This is a genomic window from Rhodopseudomonas sp. BR0M22, assembly GCF_010907035.1.
GTDB lineage: Bacteria > Pseudomonadota > Alphaproteobacteria > Rhizobiales > Xanthobacteraceae > Rhodopseudomonas.
On the sequence record NZ_QUMK01000072.1, the window covers coordinates 16,873 to 31,511 of the forward strand.

The 14,639-nt window shown below is 66.2% G+C and carries 13 protein-coding genes; 1 reads left to right on the top strand and 12 read right to left on the bottom strand.

Features of this window, described 5'->3' with window-relative positions; translation table 11 throughout:
• Positions 1-16 precede the first annotated feature (16 nt).
• The 6 genes from DY468_RS20275 to DY468_RS20300 all read right to left on the bottom strand — a co-directional run bounded on the left by DY468_RS20275 (position 17) and on the right by DY468_RS20300 (position 5,729).
• Positions 17-1,927 (bottom strand): nitric oxide reductase activation protein NorD, encoded by a 1,911-nt coding sequence (locus tag DY468_RS20275; protein WP_164606762.1) that lies wholly within the window; start codon positions 1,925-1,927, stop codon positions 17-19.
• Positions 1,928-2,071: 144 nt separating this feature from the next.
• A complete protein-coding gene (locus DY468_RS20280; RefSeq protein ID WP_164606764.1) occupies positions 2,072-2,884 on the bottom strand; it encodes a CbbQ/NirQ/NorQ/GpvN family protein in 813 nt (270 codons plus the stop codon).
• A gap of 55 nt (positions 2,885-2,939) precedes the next feature.
• Positions 2,940-4,286 carry a cbb3-type cytochrome c oxidase subunit I gene (locus DY468_RS20285; protein ID WP_164606766.1) on the bottom strand — a complete coding sequence of 449 codons (1,347 nt, stop codon included), beginning with the start codon at positions 4,284-4,286 and terminating at the stop codon, positions 2,940-2,942.
• Positions 4,287-4,323: 37 nt separating this feature from the next.
• Positions 4,324-4,776 (bottom strand): c-type cytochrome, encoded by a 453-nt coding sequence (locus DY468_RS20290; protein WP_164606768.1) that lies wholly within the window; start codon positions 4,774-4,776, stop codon positions 4,324-4,326.
• A 111-nt stretch (positions 4,777-4,887) separates the two neighbouring features.
• On the bottom strand, positions 4,888-5,157 hold the full coding sequence (locus DY468_RS20295) for a cytochrome C oxidase subunit IV family protein (protein ID WP_164606769.1): 270 nt from the start codon (positions 5,155-5,157) through the stop codon (positions 4,888-4,890).
• Between the two features lie 5 nt (positions 5,158-5,162).
• On the bottom strand, positions 5,163-5,729 hold the full coding sequence (locus DY468_RS20300) for a cytochrome c oxidase subunit 3 family protein (RefSeq protein WP_246701062.1): 567 nt from the start codon (positions 5,727-5,729) through the stop codon (positions 5,163-5,165).
• Between the two features lie 178 nt (positions 5,730-5,907).
• Here DY468_RS20300 and DY468_RS24670 point away from each other — a divergent pair, with 178 nt between their 5' ends.
• On the top strand, positions 5,908-6,063 hold the full coding sequence (locus DY468_RS24670) for a hypothetical protein (RefSeq protein WP_012495088.1): 156 nt from the start codon (positions 5,908-5,910) through the stop codon (positions 6,061-6,063).
• 6 nt (positions 6,064-6,069) lie between these two features.
• On the opposite strand, the gene DY468_RS20305 is transcribed toward DY468_RS24670, so the two are convergent.
• From DY468_RS20305 to DY468_RS20330, 6 genes are all read right to left on the bottom strand, one after another.
• On the bottom strand, positions 6,070-7,023 hold the full coding sequence (locus DY468_RS20305; RefSeq protein ID WP_164606773.1) for a hotdog fold domain-containing protein: 954 nt from the start codon (positions 7,021-7,023) through the stop codon (positions 6,070-6,072).
• Between the two features lie 37 nt (positions 7,024-7,060).
• Positions 7,061-10,369, bottom strand: a complete 3,309-nt coding sequence (locus DY468_RS20310) for a carboxyl transferase domain-containing protein (protein ID WP_164606775.1) — start codon at positions 10,367-10,369, stop codon at positions 7,061-7,063.
• 61 nt (positions 10,370-10,430) lie between these two features.
• Complete coding sequence (locus DY468_RS20315; RefSeq protein ID WP_164606777.1) at positions 10,431-12,146, bottom strand: AMP-binding protein; 1,716 nt, start codon at positions 12,144-12,146, stop codon at positions 10,431-10,433.
• Between the two features lie 26 nt (positions 12,147-12,172).
• Positions 12,173-13,057, bottom strand: a complete 885-nt coding sequence (locus DY468_RS20320; RefSeq protein ID WP_047309660.1) for an ABC transporter permease — start codon at positions 13,055-13,057, stop codon at positions 12,173-12,175.
• Positions 13,054-14,010, bottom strand: coding sequence for an ABC transporter permease (locus tag DY468_RS20325; RefSeq protein ID WP_047309659.1), 957 nt, complete (start codon positions 14,008-14,010; stop codon positions 13,054-13,056). Before DY468_RS20325 ends, DY468_RS20320 begins: the two co-directional genes overlap by 4 nt.
• Positions 14,011-14,062: 52 nt before the next feature.
• Positions 14,063-14,639: ABC transporter substrate-binding protein (locus DY468_RS20330; RefSeq protein ID WP_246701063.1), on the bottom strand; the 577-nt coding region annotated here is incomplete at its 5' end.

Here is a 14,639-nt window from a genome sequence, read left to right on the forward strand (position 1 = left end):
CGCGCCGGCCCGCAGGTTATCCCATCAGGTTGCGGTAGATGCCCGGCAGCGCGGCCGGCAAACGTCCGATATGACCCACGATGGCATAGCCGGCTCGGCCGAACAGGGTCGGGAAGTACGCCTGTGCATCGACATCGATGGTGACGCCAAACACCGCGATGCCGCTGCGGCGCGCTTCCTGCACCGCCCTGCGACTGTCCTCGAGCGCGAACCGGCCCTCGTAGTGATCGACATCATTCGGCTTGCCGTCGGTCAGCACCAGCAGCAGCTTCTTGCGCTGCGGCTGCCGGGACAGTTCAGCACTGGCATGGCGCAGCGCCGCGCCGATCCGTGTGTAGTAGCCCGGCTTGAGCGCCGCGATCCTCCGCTCGACCTGCGGGCTCATGCTCTCACCAAAATCCTTCACGGTCTCGACCCGCACCCAATCCCGGCGCCGCGACGTGAAGGTCAGGATGCTGTGCTGATCGCCGCACGCTTCGATGCCATGGGCCAGCACGGTCAGCGCTTCCTTCTCGACATCGAGCACGCGGCGGTTGTCGATCCAGGCATCGGTCGACAGCGAGACGTCGACCAACAGCGTCACCGCGAGGTCGCGCGCCTGCGGCCGGGCTGCGAGGTGGAAGCGATCGGAGCCGCCCTCGCCAGCGGCGATCTCGCAGCGCGAGCGCACCAGCGCGTCGAGATCGAGATCATGGCCGTCGGCTTGCGCCCGCAGCACCTCGTGCCGCGGTCGCAACGCTTCGAATTGACGCCGCACCCGTTTGACCAGGGTTCGCGTCGCCTCACTGCATTGCCAAGCCTCGCCCTGCTCCGACGCCTCCTGCGCCAGCACCCGGCAATGATCCGCAAGGTAAGCGCCCCGCTTGTAGTCCCATTCCGGATACAGCCTGCCGGCGGTGAGCCGGCTGTGCTCGATCGCCTGCGGCGGCAGATCGAGATCGAAGCGGAATTTGCTCGCGGGCTTCTTGGCCGATTTGCCGATGGTGATTTCATCGAGATCGTCGGCCGCCTTGTCGGCATGATCGTCGTCGTCCTCGTCGGTCGGCCGATCGACATTGACCATCTCGGCCATCGCCAGGATCTTCTCGAACCGGTTGAGCGCCAGCGGATCGCGCTGCGGCCCATCGTCCGCCTTTCGCTTCGCCGCCTTGCGTCGCGGCTCCGAACACGGCTTTGACGCCGCCTCGTCGGTGTCGTCGGGGTCGCGGACCGGAGCCTCGACATCGCGGGTCCAGACGTCGCCCCACAACGGGCACGGCAGGAACGGCTGATAGCCCGGCGGCGACCGAACCGAGATCTCGTCATCGCTCACGATCATCCGCCACAGCTCGGGGTCCGGCGTGACCTCCGCGCCTAGCAGGGCCTGGATCGCGGCTTCGAGATCGCCCTCCATCCGCGGCAACGCCCGCCGCGGCCGCGCCGCCGCAGTCGCGGCCGCAAGCTGGTAATAAGAGCGATGAAGCCCGGGATAGGCCGCGAGCACCTGCTGGGTCGTGGCGTGCGCGCACCACAGCAGCCGCACGTCCCGCCGCAGCGGATCGGCTTCGTGCACGCTGCCGGCCGGCGCCACCGCGAACCAGGCCGCCAGCCAGCGATACAGCGCGCGATTGAGCGCGACATCAGCGAACAGCGCGATCCGGTCGGGCAAGAAGAGCGTGGCGTCGTCGCGGCCAGGCTGCATCAGCCGCTCTTCGCCGAGCCCGATGCGCTGCCGCCAGCCGAGCCGGTGCCCGGACGTGCGCGCGCTGCTACCGGCGATCTGCACCGCCGTCTCACCACCAAGCCCGCGATAGATCACGCCGAGCGTAGCACGGCAGTCGTTCAAAGTCGCTGCGTGTTCCGGATGCTCCGGATAGCTCGCGGCACGCCCGACCATCCGGTGCCAGGCACGGCCGACGGTTTCTTCGAGTTCGAGGAAGTCGAGCATGGCGTTTGCTCCAGCGAAATCCCAGGGTGTCATTCCGGGGCGCGAGCGCAGCTCGCGAACCCGGAATCCCGAGGTTGTTATCGAGAGAGATTCCGGGTTCGCCGCTACGCGGCGCCCCGGAATGACCGTGTCGAAGCGATCACGTCACCCCATCACCGCGCCGGCGATTTCGATCAGGGCGGCCTTCACATCGGCATCGTCGGTCAGCGGTTCGATCAGGCCGGCGAGCACGGCATCGCGCACCGAGAGGCCTTCGCTGATCAGGCTGGCGCAATACACCAGCAGCCGCGTCGAGACGCCCTCTTCGAGATCATGCCCCCTGAGCTTGCGCAGCCGGCCGGCGAGCGCGACCAGCGGCGCGACGCGTTCACTCGGCAGGCCGCTCTCGGCGGCCACCACGGCGATTTCCTGTTCGGGCGCCAGGAAGCCGAATTCGATGGCGGCAAAGCGCTGCCGGGTCGATGGCTTCAGCGCCTTGAGCAGACTCTGGTAGCCAGGGTTGTAGGACACCACGAGCATGAAGTGCGGCGGTGCCTGCAGCTCCTCGCCGGTGCGCTCCAGCGGCAGCACGCGGCGATCGTCGGCCAGCGGATGCAGCACCACCGCGACGTCCTTGCGCGCCTCCACCACTTCGTCGAGATAACAGATCCCGCCCTCGCGAACCGCACGGGTCAGCGGACCATCGACCCACACCGTCTCGCCGCCCTTCAGCAGGTAGCGGCCGGTCAGATCCGCCGCGGTGAGATCGTCGTGGCAGGAAACAGTGAACAACGGCAGGCCCAGCCGCGCCGCCATATGGGCGACGAACCGCGTCTTGCCGCAGCCGGTCGGCCCCTTCAGCAGCAGCGGCACCCGCCGTTTCCAGGCGTGTTCGAACAGCGCGCATTCGTTGCCGGCGGGCGTGTAGAGCGGTGGAACGGGCAGCTTCGCATCGATGGCGTGCAGAGCGGGCTTCATGGCGATCTCCGTGAATGGAAAGCGGCGGCCACGGATCACCGTGGCCGCCAGCGGCCTATTCGGCCGGTTGCAGGGCGCCGGTGAGCGCGCCCTGCTTGTCGCGTCCGACAACCAGGATCGCCCAGACGAACATCAGCGCCGAGATCAGCACGGCGACGCCGGAGCCGAGCCGCACCCAGTAGAACAACGCGATCTGGTCCTGCACCTCCATGTAGCTCTGGCCGAGCACGCGCTGCAGATGCACCTGGATGACACCGGCAAAAGTCAGCGCGAAGGTCATCACGCTCATCGCCGTGCACATCAGCCAGAAGCTCGCGATCGACAGCGCCTGATTGTACGGCGCCCGGCCGCGGAGCTGAGGGATCGCGTAGGTCATCATCGCCAGGTTCAGCATCACATAGGCGCCGAAGAAGGCGAGATGGCCGTGCGCCGCGGTGACCTGGGTGCCGTGGGTGTAGTAGTTCACGCTGGACAGCGTATGCAGGAAGCCCCACACGCCGGCGCCGAAGAACGCCATCACCGAACACCCGACCGACCACAGCAGGGCGGCGCGGTTCTCGTGCTTGCGGCCGGCCTTCCAGGTCATCTGCACTGTGAACACCACCATGGTGAAGAACGGCGCGACTTCGAGGGTCGAGAACAGCGAACCGATCCACTGCCAGTATCCCGGCGCTCCGATCCAGTAATAGTGATGACCGGTGCCGAGAATGCCGGAGAACAGTGCAAGGCCGATGATGACGTAGAGCCACTTCTCCACCACCTCACGATCGATGCCGTTGAGCTTGATCATCAGAAACGCCAGCACCGACGCCATGATCAATTCCCACACGCCCTCGACCCAGAGGTGCACGACGTACCACCAGTACATCTTGTCGAGTGCGAGGTTGGCCGGATTGTAGAACGCGAACAGGAAGAAGATCGCCACACCCCACAGCCCGAACAGCAGGATGTTGGTGATGGTGGTCTTCCGCCCCTTCAGCACCGTCATGGTGATGTTGAACAGGAAGATCAGGCAGACCACGACGATCCCGATCTTGATCACGAACGGCTGCTCGAGGAATTCCCGCCCTTCGTGATAGTGGAACAGATAGCCGACCACCGCGGCACCGGCGGCGCCGAAGAACATCCAGAACTGCAGCTTCGCCAGCAGCGGGCTGAACAGCTCGTTCTCTGCCTCTTCGGGCACCAGATAATAGGCGCAGCCCATGAACCCCATCAGCAGCCAGACGATCAGCGCATTGGTGTGGATCATCCGGACGATGTTGAAGGGCAGCAGCTCGGACAGCGTGTTCGGCAACACATAGATGGTGCCGGCGAGCACGCCGAACGACACCTGAGCCAGGAACAACGTCAACGCGCCGTAGAAATACAGCAACGCGACCTTTTGGGTTTGATATTTCATCACGAGGTCTTTCTGATGCGGATGCGTGAAGGTCGGATCAGCCGGCGTCGTTCGGCGGCCAATGCTGAGTCTTGATCTTGCTGGTCCATTCCAGGAAATCGGCCAGGTCGCTGACCTCCTGGTCGGTCAGGTGAAACTGCGGCATCTGCCGCCGGCCGGGCACGCCGGACGGCTGCGACGCCATCCAGGATTTCAGCATCTCGCGGGCCTGGGCCGGATCCTTGTCGCCGCCCCAGCGCACCCAGACGTTGCTGAGTTCAGGAGCGAAATACGCCCCCTCGCCGATCAGGGTGTGGCAGTTGATGCAGGAGTTCTTTTCCCAGACGTGCTTGCCGCGGGCGACCGAGGGGGTCAGCGTCGAGGCGTCGGTCGAGCGGGCCGCGATGTAATAGTGGCTGTGGGCGGTGAGCCCGACGAAGATCGCGAAGAAGAAGGCCGAGCCGCCGAAGAACACGTTGCGCGCGGCTGACTTGGTGAGGCGTTCAGCCATCACTTGATTCCTTTTGATGTTGGTGAGGCGAAGGTGCGGCGCTGCAGCTTCATCGGTAAAACTAAGCGAGCGCGATGCGACAACGTTGTGCTGGCACAACTTCCGAAGCGATTAGCGCAAGGCCTGAACCACCGGGGAGATCAGCGCGCCGCATGCCACCAACGCGATCCAACCGAACAGCACGGCTCGCCATGGCGCCGGCGCACCACGAAACCCGAAATAATCGAGCACGACCAGGCGTGCCTTCAGCACGGCGACCACCATCAGCACGGCGCCCCCGAAAAACGCCGCCGCGGCCCCGCGACTGAGGACGACACCGAGGATCGTGAGCAGCAGCAGCGCGATCGCGCTGCGGTCCAAGCGACGGACGAGCCTGATCATCGGCCTCACCGCACCAGATAGACGATTGGGAAAATCACCAGCCAGACCAGATCGACCATGTGCCAGAAGCATGCGCCGCTCTCGACCGCGCGAACATCCGCACGCCAGGCGACGGCGATCAGAATCGCCACGCCGAGCGCGACGTGAAGCAGGTGAAATCCGGTGAGGAGGAAATACAGCGTGAAGAACGTGCTGGAGTCGATATCGGCGCCGCGGCCGATTTCGCCGGCATATTCGAACAGCTTGATGGCGATGAAGGCGGCGCCGAGCGTGCAGGCGCCGAGGCACCAGCGCCAGACCGAACGGCGGTCGCCGAGCTGCGCCGCCGCGCTGGCTCTGGCCGCAAACCAGCCGCTCGACACCAGGCAGAGCGTGTTGGCTGCCGCGAGCGCCGGATCGAGCTGCCCCTGCCCGGCGGCGAACGCCTCCGGCTGCAGCGCCCGCGCGACCTGAAAGCCGATCAACAACGCGCCGAAGGCCGCGAGTTCGCTGAAGATCAGCACCCACATCATCAGATGGCCGGGCAGCGAGTCGAGCGCGCCCGCCTCGGGGGCTGGCGTGGCATCGGCCATTTGGGACGAAGCGGGTCCGCCCGCTGCAATCGCGTCGGTCATGGCGCGACGATAGAGGCGAGCCCCACCCGAACGTTGTGCCGCGACAAACTCGCAAGACAATTCACCGGAGCTTGCGCCCCGACAAACTGCGTTTCCCGGCTGTTGCTAAGATTTCCCGTCAGAGCATGAGGGATCCATGACCGAAGCGAAACTTGGGCTGATCGTCGTCTCGGTGATCATCATCGCCTTCGCGTTCGCGATGCGCCGGTTCGGCGCACTGCAAACCACGGGCGTGGTCGCCACCGCGATCATCACGGTGGCGATTGCCGCGAGCCTGTTCCTGACCCAATAGGCAGGATTATCCCGCCGGATACAGCGCGGCGTATTCCTGCGCGTAAGGCGCGTAGGAATCCTTCAGCGTCGCCGAATTCAGCAGCATGGTCGCAACCAGCCGGCCGGTGGCGTCATAGGCTTCGCTGCGCACCCACATGCTCTCGGTGCGCTTGCTGCCGGACAGCGCCACCACCTTGCGCTCGATCCGATACGGCTCGCCGACGAACAGCGGCCCGTGGATCAGCCGGATCTCCTGATCGGCGAACAGGCCCACCACCGGTCCGCGCACCGGCAGTCCGTCCTGCTTGCTGAGATACTGGAACAGCACGCTCAGCATCTCCAGCGGGATAATTGCCTTGCCCCACGGCGAACCGCCTCCCGGTCGATAATACGGCGACGGCTCGGTGATGACTTCGAGCTTTTGGGCCAGCGAGAATGGATACAGCTCGCCCATGATCTGCTCATGGTCCATCTGCGCCGCCTGGGTCTTGGTCGTCATCCCGACCGAGACGTCGCGCAGGATCACCGGGTCGGCCAGCGGCTTCAGTTCGGTGAGCCGGACATCGAGCGCCGAAGCCGGCGCATCGCGGCCGACCGAGGCCGTACCGCGCAGCACTTCGGTGCCGTCGCGCTTGACCATGCGGATGGTGGTATGGCGCGCGCCGGCCACCGGCTTGTCGACGATCGCCTGAACGTCCTCGCCCTCGAACGCGGCGTTACGATAATGCGCCGAGATGCAGCCGGTTTCGAACCACTCCTTGCCCCACAGCCGTTCGCACAGCGGCGCGAACTGGCTGAAATGCGTCGGGCCCTCGATGGTGCCGCCCTTGAAGCCGAGCTTCTGAGCGGTGGCGTCGTCGTGGATCGAGGCGTGCGAGTCGTAGACCTGGGCGTGCAGCATCTGCCGCGGCTGTCGCCACGGCCCGGCCAGCGCCTCGCCGGTATCATCGATCGGCGTCTCGAAAGCGGCTTGCGTCATCGTCTCACTCCCAATGCGTTCGAACAGTCGTCGGCTGCTACCAGGTATCGATGCAGGGCCGCTTGCGCTCGCTGCGCTCCGGCGGCGTCGGCACCGAGCGCAGCCCGGCCATGACCCAGCGCCGCGTCTCGGCCGGATCGATCACGTTGTCGATCTCGAACACCGAGGCGATCGAGACCGCCTTGCCGTTGGCATACAGCTCCGCGACCTTGTTCTTGTAATAGGCTTCCCGCTCGGCCGGATCGGCGATCGCCTCCATCTCCTTGCGGAAGCCGAGTCGGACGTAACCTTCCAACCCCATGCCGCCGAATTCGCCGGTCGGCCAGGCCGCGGTGAAGAACGAGGCGTGGAAACCGCCGCCGATCATCGATTGCGCGCCGAGGCCGTAGCCCTTGCGCAGCACGATGCCGAACAGCGGCACGGTGAGGCTGGCGCCGGTGACGAACATCCGCGCGACGTGGCGGACGATCGCGGTCTTCTCCGCTTCCGGGCCAACCATGAAGCCGGGCGTATCGCACAGCGACACGATCGGAATGTCGAACGCATCGCAGAGCTGCAGGAAGCGCGCCGCCTTGTCGCCGGCATCGGCGTCGATCGCGCCGCCGAGATGCTTCGGATTGTTGGCGATCAGGCCGAACGGCTTGCCCTCGATCCGGATGAAGGCGGTGATCATGCCGACGCCGAAATCGCGGCGCAGTTCGAGCACCGAGTCTTCGTCCGCGATCAGATCGATGACACTGCGGATATCGTACACCCGCAGCCGGTTCTCCGGAATCGCCTGCCGCAGCAACCGCTGATCCGGCGCCTTCCATTCGCTCACCGCGCCCTGGAAATAGGACAGATATTTCTGCGCGACCCGGGTCGCCTCTTCTTCGTCCTGCACCAGAATGTCGACCACACCGTTCGGCGCCTGGAACGACACCGGGCCGACTTCGGCCGGGTGATACACGCCGAGGCCGCCGCCCTCGATCATCGCCGGCCCGCCCATGCCGATCGAGGCGTTCTGGGTGGCGATGATGACATCGCAGCAGCCGAGCATCGCGGCGTTGCCGGCGAAGCAATAGCCGGAGACGACGCCGACCACCGGCACCAGGCCGGACAGCTTGGCAAACTGCACGAAGGACGGGCCGTCGAGGCCGGTCATGCCGAGCCGGTCGGTGTCGCCCGGCCGGCCACCGCCGCCCTCGGCGTAGAACACCAGCGGCATCCGCCACTGCTCGACCAGCGTCAGCATCCGGTCGATCTTCTTGTGGTTCATGTGGCCCTGGGTGCCGGCCAGCACGGTGTAGTCGTAGGCGATCACCATGCAGCGCGCGGCGTGCTCGCCGAACTCCGCGGCATTGACGGTGGCAACGCCGGTGACGAGGCCGTCGGCCGGGGTGTTCTTGATCAGGTCGTCGAGCGAACGGCGACGACGCTGGCCGGCGATCGCCAGGCTGCCGTATTCCATGAAGGAGCCGTCGTCGACGAGCTGCGCGATGTTCTCGCGCGCGGTGCGCTGATTGGTCTTGCGCCGCCGCCCCACCGAGTCCGGCCGGTTCTCATCGAGGGTGTTGGCCTGCCGTGCCAACATCTCGGCTAGGTCGGGCCGGATCGCGTCGAGATCGACATCCTGTTCGGCGACGACGTGATCGCCTTCGACGTCCTGCGGTTCGAAATACAGGATCGGCTCGCCCTGCATCAGCGTCACGCCATCGGTGGCGACGATGCGGCGGATGCGGCCGCCCTGCTCGGCCGCGACCAGATGCTCCATCTTCATCGACTCGATCACCGCGAGTTGCTGCCCTGGCCGCACCACGTCGCCTTCCGCGACCGTGATCGCCACCACGGTGCCCTGCAGCGGCGCGGCGATCGCGACCGCGCCCTCGGGGACCGGCTCCGAAGCAGCCGTCGCGCTGCTGCCGCGCGGGTCGGCGCCTTCGGTCGCGATCAGCGGATGGTCGAATTGCTGCGCAGCCTCGACCAGCTCGGCAACATGGCGATCGATGAAGCTGGTGCTGACCCGATTGGCCTTGAAATCGGCGTGCGCGAGGATCGCCTGCAGCAACGGCACGTTGGTGGCAACGCCGCCGATGCGGAATTCGCGCAGCGTCCGCGCGGCCTTTGCAACCGCCTCGGCCCAGTCGCCGCGGCCATGCACGATCACCTTGGCGAGCAGTGAATCGTAGGACGCGCTGGTGGTGTAGCCGGCATAGCCGAACGTATCGACGCGGACGCCGGGCCCGGATGGCGGCTCGAAGATCGCAAGCTTGCCGCCGGTCGGCTTGGTCGCGCCTTTGGCGTCCATCGTCTCCATGTTGACGCGGAGCTGGATCGCGAACCCGCGCGGCCGCGGCACCGAGGGCTGATCGAGGCCGAGCGATGCCAGCGTTGCGCCGCCCGCGACCGCGAGCTGGGCACGCACCAGATCGACCGCCAGCACCTCTTCGGTGACGGTGTGTTCGACCTGCAGCCGCGGATTGGCCTCGATGAACGCGTAGACGCCGGCGCCTTCGCCGGCGTCACCGTCGACCAGAAACTCGAAGGTGCCGAGGCTGTCGTAATTCGCCATCGCGGCCAGCGCCTTGGCGGCTTCGACGATTCTGCTGCGCAGGCTCTCGGACAGCGACGGGCTCGGCGCGATCTCGACCAGCTTCTGATTGCGGCGCTGAATGGTGCATTCGCGTTCCCACAGCTGGCTGACGCCGCCGTGACGATCGCCGATGATCTGCACCTCGATGTGCCGCGCGTTGCGGATCAGCCGCTCGGCATAGACGCCCTCGTAGCCGAACGCCGCCTTGGCTTCGGACTGGCAGCGCGCATAGGCGTCTGCGAGATCCTCGGCGCGCTCGACCACGCGCATGCCGCGGCCGCCGCCGCCAGCCATCGCCTTGATCATCACCGCCGGCTTGTCGCCGAGCGATGCGAAGAACGTCTGAATCTCTTCGAGCGACGACGGGCCGACGGTGCCGGCGATGATCGGAACGTCGCAGCGCTTCGCCAGCTCCTTGGCGGCGACCTTGTCGCCGAACAACCGCAGCGCCTCGGGCGACGGCCCGACGAAGGTGATGCCCTCTTCGGCGCAGCGCCGCGCCAGATCGGCATTCTCGCTGAGGAAGCCGTAGCCGGGATGCAGCGCATCGCAGCCCGCGGCTTTCGCCGCCGCGATCACTGCCTCGATATCGAGATACGCCCGCGCGCCGCGGCCGGGGATCTGCTCGGCGTGATCGGCGATGCGGACGTGCAGCGACGCCGCATCGTCGGCAGGATGGATCGCCACCGTGGTGAGGCCGGACTCGGCGGCGGCACGCGCGATACGGATCGCGATCTCGCCGCGGTTGGCGATCAGCAGTTTTCGGAACGACATTGGGATTTCCTCAGCAGGTCGCATGAGCCGGCGACGCCTTCGCGCCGCCGGCCGTCTCGTTTCACAGCGGTGCGTTGGCGTTGAGCTCTTGCTTCTTCACCTTGCCGGTCGCGGTCATCGGCAGCGCGTCGATAATACGGATCTCCGGAACCTTGTAGACCGCCATCCGCTCGGCGCACCAGGCCTGCAGCTCGTCCGGCGTGATGGTGCCTTCGGCTTCCGGCTTGAGCTGGATGAAGGCGACCGGCACCTGGCCCTTGCCGGGATCGTCGCGCCCGACCACACCCGAACCGAGCACTTTCGGATGCTGGCCGAGCAGCGCTTCGATCTCCGGCGGAAACACGCTCATGCCCTTGACCTTGAGCATCTCCTTGCGGCGGCCGAGGAAGTGCAGGAAGCCATCGGAATCGATGGTGCCGATGTCGCCGGTGCGCAGCCAGCCGTCGACCAGCGATTGCGCGGTCGCTTCGGGCTTGTTCCAGTAGCTCTTGAGCAGCGACGGCGTGCGCACGCGGATTTCGCCCTCGCCGCCGAGCGGCACCAGCTCGCCGGTCTCGAAGTCGGTGATCTTGAACTCCGCACCCGGCACCGGCAGCCCGACGAAGATCGGCTGCGACACCAGATCGAAATCGTCGCCCTGGAAGCCGGCCGTGAAGGTGTTGGAGGTGTGGGTCTCGGTCATCCCCCACGCGGCTTCGGTGAGGATCGTGCCGGTGAGATCCTTCCAGCGCTTGCGGTAGGTCGGGTTGAGTTTCTTGACGAACGACACCACCCGCACCTGGCTGAGCGAGGACAGGTCGAACTCCTTGAACCGCGGATGATCCATCAATTCGACCGCGCCGTCGACCGGCATCGCCGTGACGTTGACCTTATAGCGCTGGATCGCGCTCAGCACGCCGAGCGCATCCCACCGCGCCAGCAGCACCAGCGTGGCGCCGGTGAACATCGGGAAGATCAGGCCGAAGTTCTCGCCCGCGATCCAGAACTCGGGGAAGAACGACAGGAACACGCTGTTCTGATCGGCCACCACCGAGATGCCGTGATTGGCGGCCGCCGTGTAGACCATGTCGCGCTGAGTGTGGACGCAGCCCTTCGGCATGCCGGTGGTACCGCCGGTGTAGTTCAGCGCCGCGACGTCATCGAGCGCGGCCGGCGGCAACGGCTCCGGCTTCGGCAGCGCGGCGAGCGCCGGCAGTAGGTCGGTCGCGCCCGGAACGGCGATGCGCGGGCAGCTGACCGAATCCGGCACCGGAATCGTCGGATTGGCCGGGATCACGTCGGCAAAACTGGTGACGATCACTTCGCGCAGCGAGGTCTCGGCGCGCACCTGCTCGACCACGCCGGCGAGCTGGTCGAGCGCGACGATGACTTCGGCGTCGGTATCGTTGAGCTCGTAGGACAGCTCGAACGCGCGCGACAACGGACTGACCGGCACATGGATCGCACCGAGCTTCAGAATGCCGAAGAATACGATGTGGAACTGCGGGCAGTTCGGCAGGAACACCGCGACGCGGTCGCCCTTCTTCACGCCCTTCTGCATCAGCAGCGCAGCGAAGCGGTCGCTCTGCTCGTCGAGATCCGCATAGGTGGTGACGTGGCCGTAGAAGATCACCGCCGGCCGCAGCGGCGCCGATTTCGCCCAGGCGCGCAGATACTCGCTGAGCGCGACTTCGCCGTGCAGATATTGCGGCTCGCGCGGCGTGCCCTTCGGCCACGCCTTGGCCCACAGCTCGTGCAGCTTTGCCAGATAGTGGGCTTCCTTGGCGTCCACGGTCATGTCCCGTCCTTGTTGTTCTTGATTGATCAGTTGCGTTTCATCGTCGGGTCGAGCGCCGCTCGCAAGGATTCCCCGAGCGTGTTGTAGGCGAGCGCGGTGAACAGGATGGCGAGCCCCGGCGGATACATCTGCTCCGGCGCGATCTCCATGTTCTGATAGGCGCGTGCCAGCATCGCGCCCCAGCTCGGATCGGGCGGTTGAATGCCGAGGCCGAGGAAGCTGAGGCTCGCCTCGGCGAGCAGCGCCGCGGCCAGCAGCAGCGTCACCTGCACGATCACCGGCTGGATCGCGTTCGGCAGGACATGACGCCACAGGATGCGGCCGGTCGAGCCACCGAAGCAGCGCGCGGCGTCGACATACAGCTCCTGCCGCACCACCAGCGTGCGGGCGCGCACCAGCCGCGCGAGCTGCGGCGCGAACACGATGCCGACGGAGATCATGCCGTTGGTGAGACCGATGCCGAGCGCGCCGGTCACGGCGATCGCCAGCACGATCGCCGGGAAAGACAGGAAACTGTCGATGACGCGGCTGATCATGGTGTCGACCCAGCCGCCGAGATAGCCGGCGAGAATGCCGACCGGGACGCCGATCAGCACGGCGATCGCGACCGCCAGGAAGCTCGCATACAGCGACGCCATGCCGCCGTAGATCAGCCGGCTCAGCGTATCGCGGCCGAGATCGTCCGCGCCGAGCCAATGCTGCGCCGACATCGGCGCCAGCGCCGCATCGATGTTCTGGGCAACCGGATCGTAGGGCGCAATCCACGGCGCCAGCAGCGAGATCACCAGCAGGACCAGCAGAAACGTCAGGCTGATGGCGCCGCGCAGATCGGAGACGAACCAGCGCAGGAAACGGCGCGACCGACGCCAGCGGTGGTGATGCTGCGGGGCGGTGAGCGAGACCGTCGTCATGACGAGATCCTCGGATCGAGCACGCTGTAGAGAATGTCGGTGAGCAGATTCAGCGCCACCACGATTAGCACCATGGTGAACACCACGCCCTGCACCACCGGAAAATCACGGTTCATCGCGGCGTTGACGATCAGACCGCCCATCCCCGGAATGGCGAACACAGCTTCCACCACCACGGTCGCGGCCAGCATCCGGTTGGCGAGCAGGCTGATCACGGTGAGCAGATTGACGCTGACGTTCTTCAGCCCGTGCCGCCACAGGATCGACGACGGCGGCAGCCCCTTGGCGTGCAGCGTGCGGACCTGCTGCGACGACAGGATCTCGACCAGCGAGGAGCGCAGTTGCCGCGCCACTTCGGCGATGCCGCCGGAGGCGAGCGCCAATGCCGGCAGAAGCGCGTGGCTGAGCGCGGCGGCCGGGTCCTTCATCAGCGACACTGCGCCGGTCGCCGGCAGCCAATTGAGCTGCAGCGAGAAGAACGCCACCAGCAGCATGCCGAGCCAGAAGTTCGGCACCGCGACGCCGAGCGATGCGACCGCCATCACGATGCCGTCGATCCACGAGCCCGGCTTCGCCGCGGCCGCAATGCCGAGCGGCACGCCGATCACCAATGCGGTGAGCAGCGCCAGTGCCACGATCAGCAGCGTGTGCGGCAGGCAGCGCTCGATCGAGGTCAGCACCGCTTCGCTCGACACCAGCGACGTCGACAGGTCGCCCTGCACCGCCTTCGACAACCACGAGCCGTATTGCACCAGGAACGGCTGATTCAGCCCGTAGAGTTCGCGGATCTCGGCAATGCGCTGCTCGGACGCGTTGTCGCCCGCCAGCGTCACCGCGACGTCGCCCGGCACCAGCTTGAGCAGCCCGAACACGATGAAGGTCGACAGCACCACCACCGGCACCGCGTGCAACAGGCGGCGACCGATGATGCGCAGACGCGGAGCGTTCAACATGGCGAAACCAGTCCAGAGATGGGGCGCCGCGATCGCTCGCGGCGCCGGACGATCAGGCGAGCGAGATGTTCTCGAACTTCGGCTTGCCGAGCAGGTTCGGCTGGAAGTCCTTCACCTTCGCCGACAGCGCATCGAGCTCGTACTGGAACGCCAATGGTGCCGACAGCGCCTGCCCCACGGTGATGCGCTGAATCTTGGCGAACACCTCGGCGCGCTCGGCGAGATCCTGACTGGCGCGGCTCTCCTGGATCAGCTTCGACAGCTCCGGATCGGCGGTGCGGCCGGCGTTGTAGTAGGCGCCTTTGTCGAAGCCGAGCGCGTAGGTCATGCTCGGATCGGGCCGGCCGGTCCAGGCCGACACCAACAGATCGAACTTCTTCTCCTGGGCGAAGAACTGCGCGCTGATCTCGGCGATGGTGCCGCGGGTGAACTTCAGCCTGATGCCGACCTTGCCGAGCTGGTCCTGGATGATTTCACCGCGCCGCACCGAATCCTGGTCGGTGTAGCCGCCGATCGTCATTTCCAGCCCGTCCTTGTAGCCGGCTTCGGCCAGCAGCTTCTTCGCCTTCTCAGGATCGTGCGGATAGGTGCCGGCGACATCCTTGGCGTAGGCCCAGTGGGTGCTCGGC

What these genes read in the sequence shown, in the direction of transcription:
- DY468_RS20295 (WP_164606769.1), bottom strand. Translation starts at nt 5,157, where the DNA reads ATGATCAGGCTCGTCCGTCGCTTGGACCGCAGCGCGATCGCGCTGCTG.
- DY468_RS20280 (WP_164606764.1), bottom strand. Translation starts at nt 2,884, where the DNA reads ATGAAGCCCGCTCTGCACGCCATCGATGCGAAGCTGCCCGTTCCACCG.
- DY468_RS20305 (WP_164606773.1), bottom strand. Translation starts at nt 7,023, where the DNA reads ATGACGCAAGCCGCTTTCGAGACGCCGATCGATGATACCGGCGAGGCG.
- DY468_RS20310 (WP_164606775.1), bottom strand. Translation starts at nt 10,369, where the DNA reads ATGTCGTTCCGAAAACTGCTGATCGCCAACCGCGGCGAGATCGCGATC.
- DY468_RS20300 (WP_246701062.1), bottom strand. Translation starts at nt 5,729, where the DNA reads ATGGCCGATGCCACGCCAGCCCCCGAGGCGGGCGCGCTCGACTCGCTG.
- DY468_RS20290 (WP_164606768.1), bottom strand. Translation starts at nt 4,776, where the DNA reads ATGGCTGAACGCCTCACCAAGTCAGCCGCGCGCAACGTGTTCTTCGGC.
- DY468_RS20285 (WP_164606766.1), bottom strand. Translation starts at nt 4,286, where the DNA reads ATGAAATATCAAACCCAAAAGGTCGCGTTGCTGTATTTCTACGGCGCG.
- DY468_RS20325 (WP_047309659.1), bottom strand. Translation starts at nt 14,010, where the DNA reads ATGTTGAACGCTCCGCGTCTGCGCATCATCGGTCGCCGCCTGTTGCAC.
- DY468_RS20315 (WP_164606777.1), bottom strand. Translation starts at nt 12,146, where the DNA reads ATGACCGTGGACGCCAAGGAAGCCCACTATCTGGCAAAGCTGCACGAG.
- DY468_RS20320 (WP_047309660.1), bottom strand. Translation starts at nt 13,057, where the DNA reads ATGACGACGGTCTCGCTCACCGCCCCGCAGCATCACCACCGCTGGCGT.
- DY468_RS20275 (WP_164606762.1), bottom strand. Translation starts at nt 1,927, where the DNA reads ATGCTCGACTTCCTCGAACTCGAAGAAACCGTCGGCCGTGCCTGGCAC.
- DY468_RS24670 (WP_012495088.1), top strand. Translation starts at nt 5,908, where the DNA reads ATGACCGAAGCGAAACTTGGGCTGATCGTCGTCTCGGTGATCATCATC.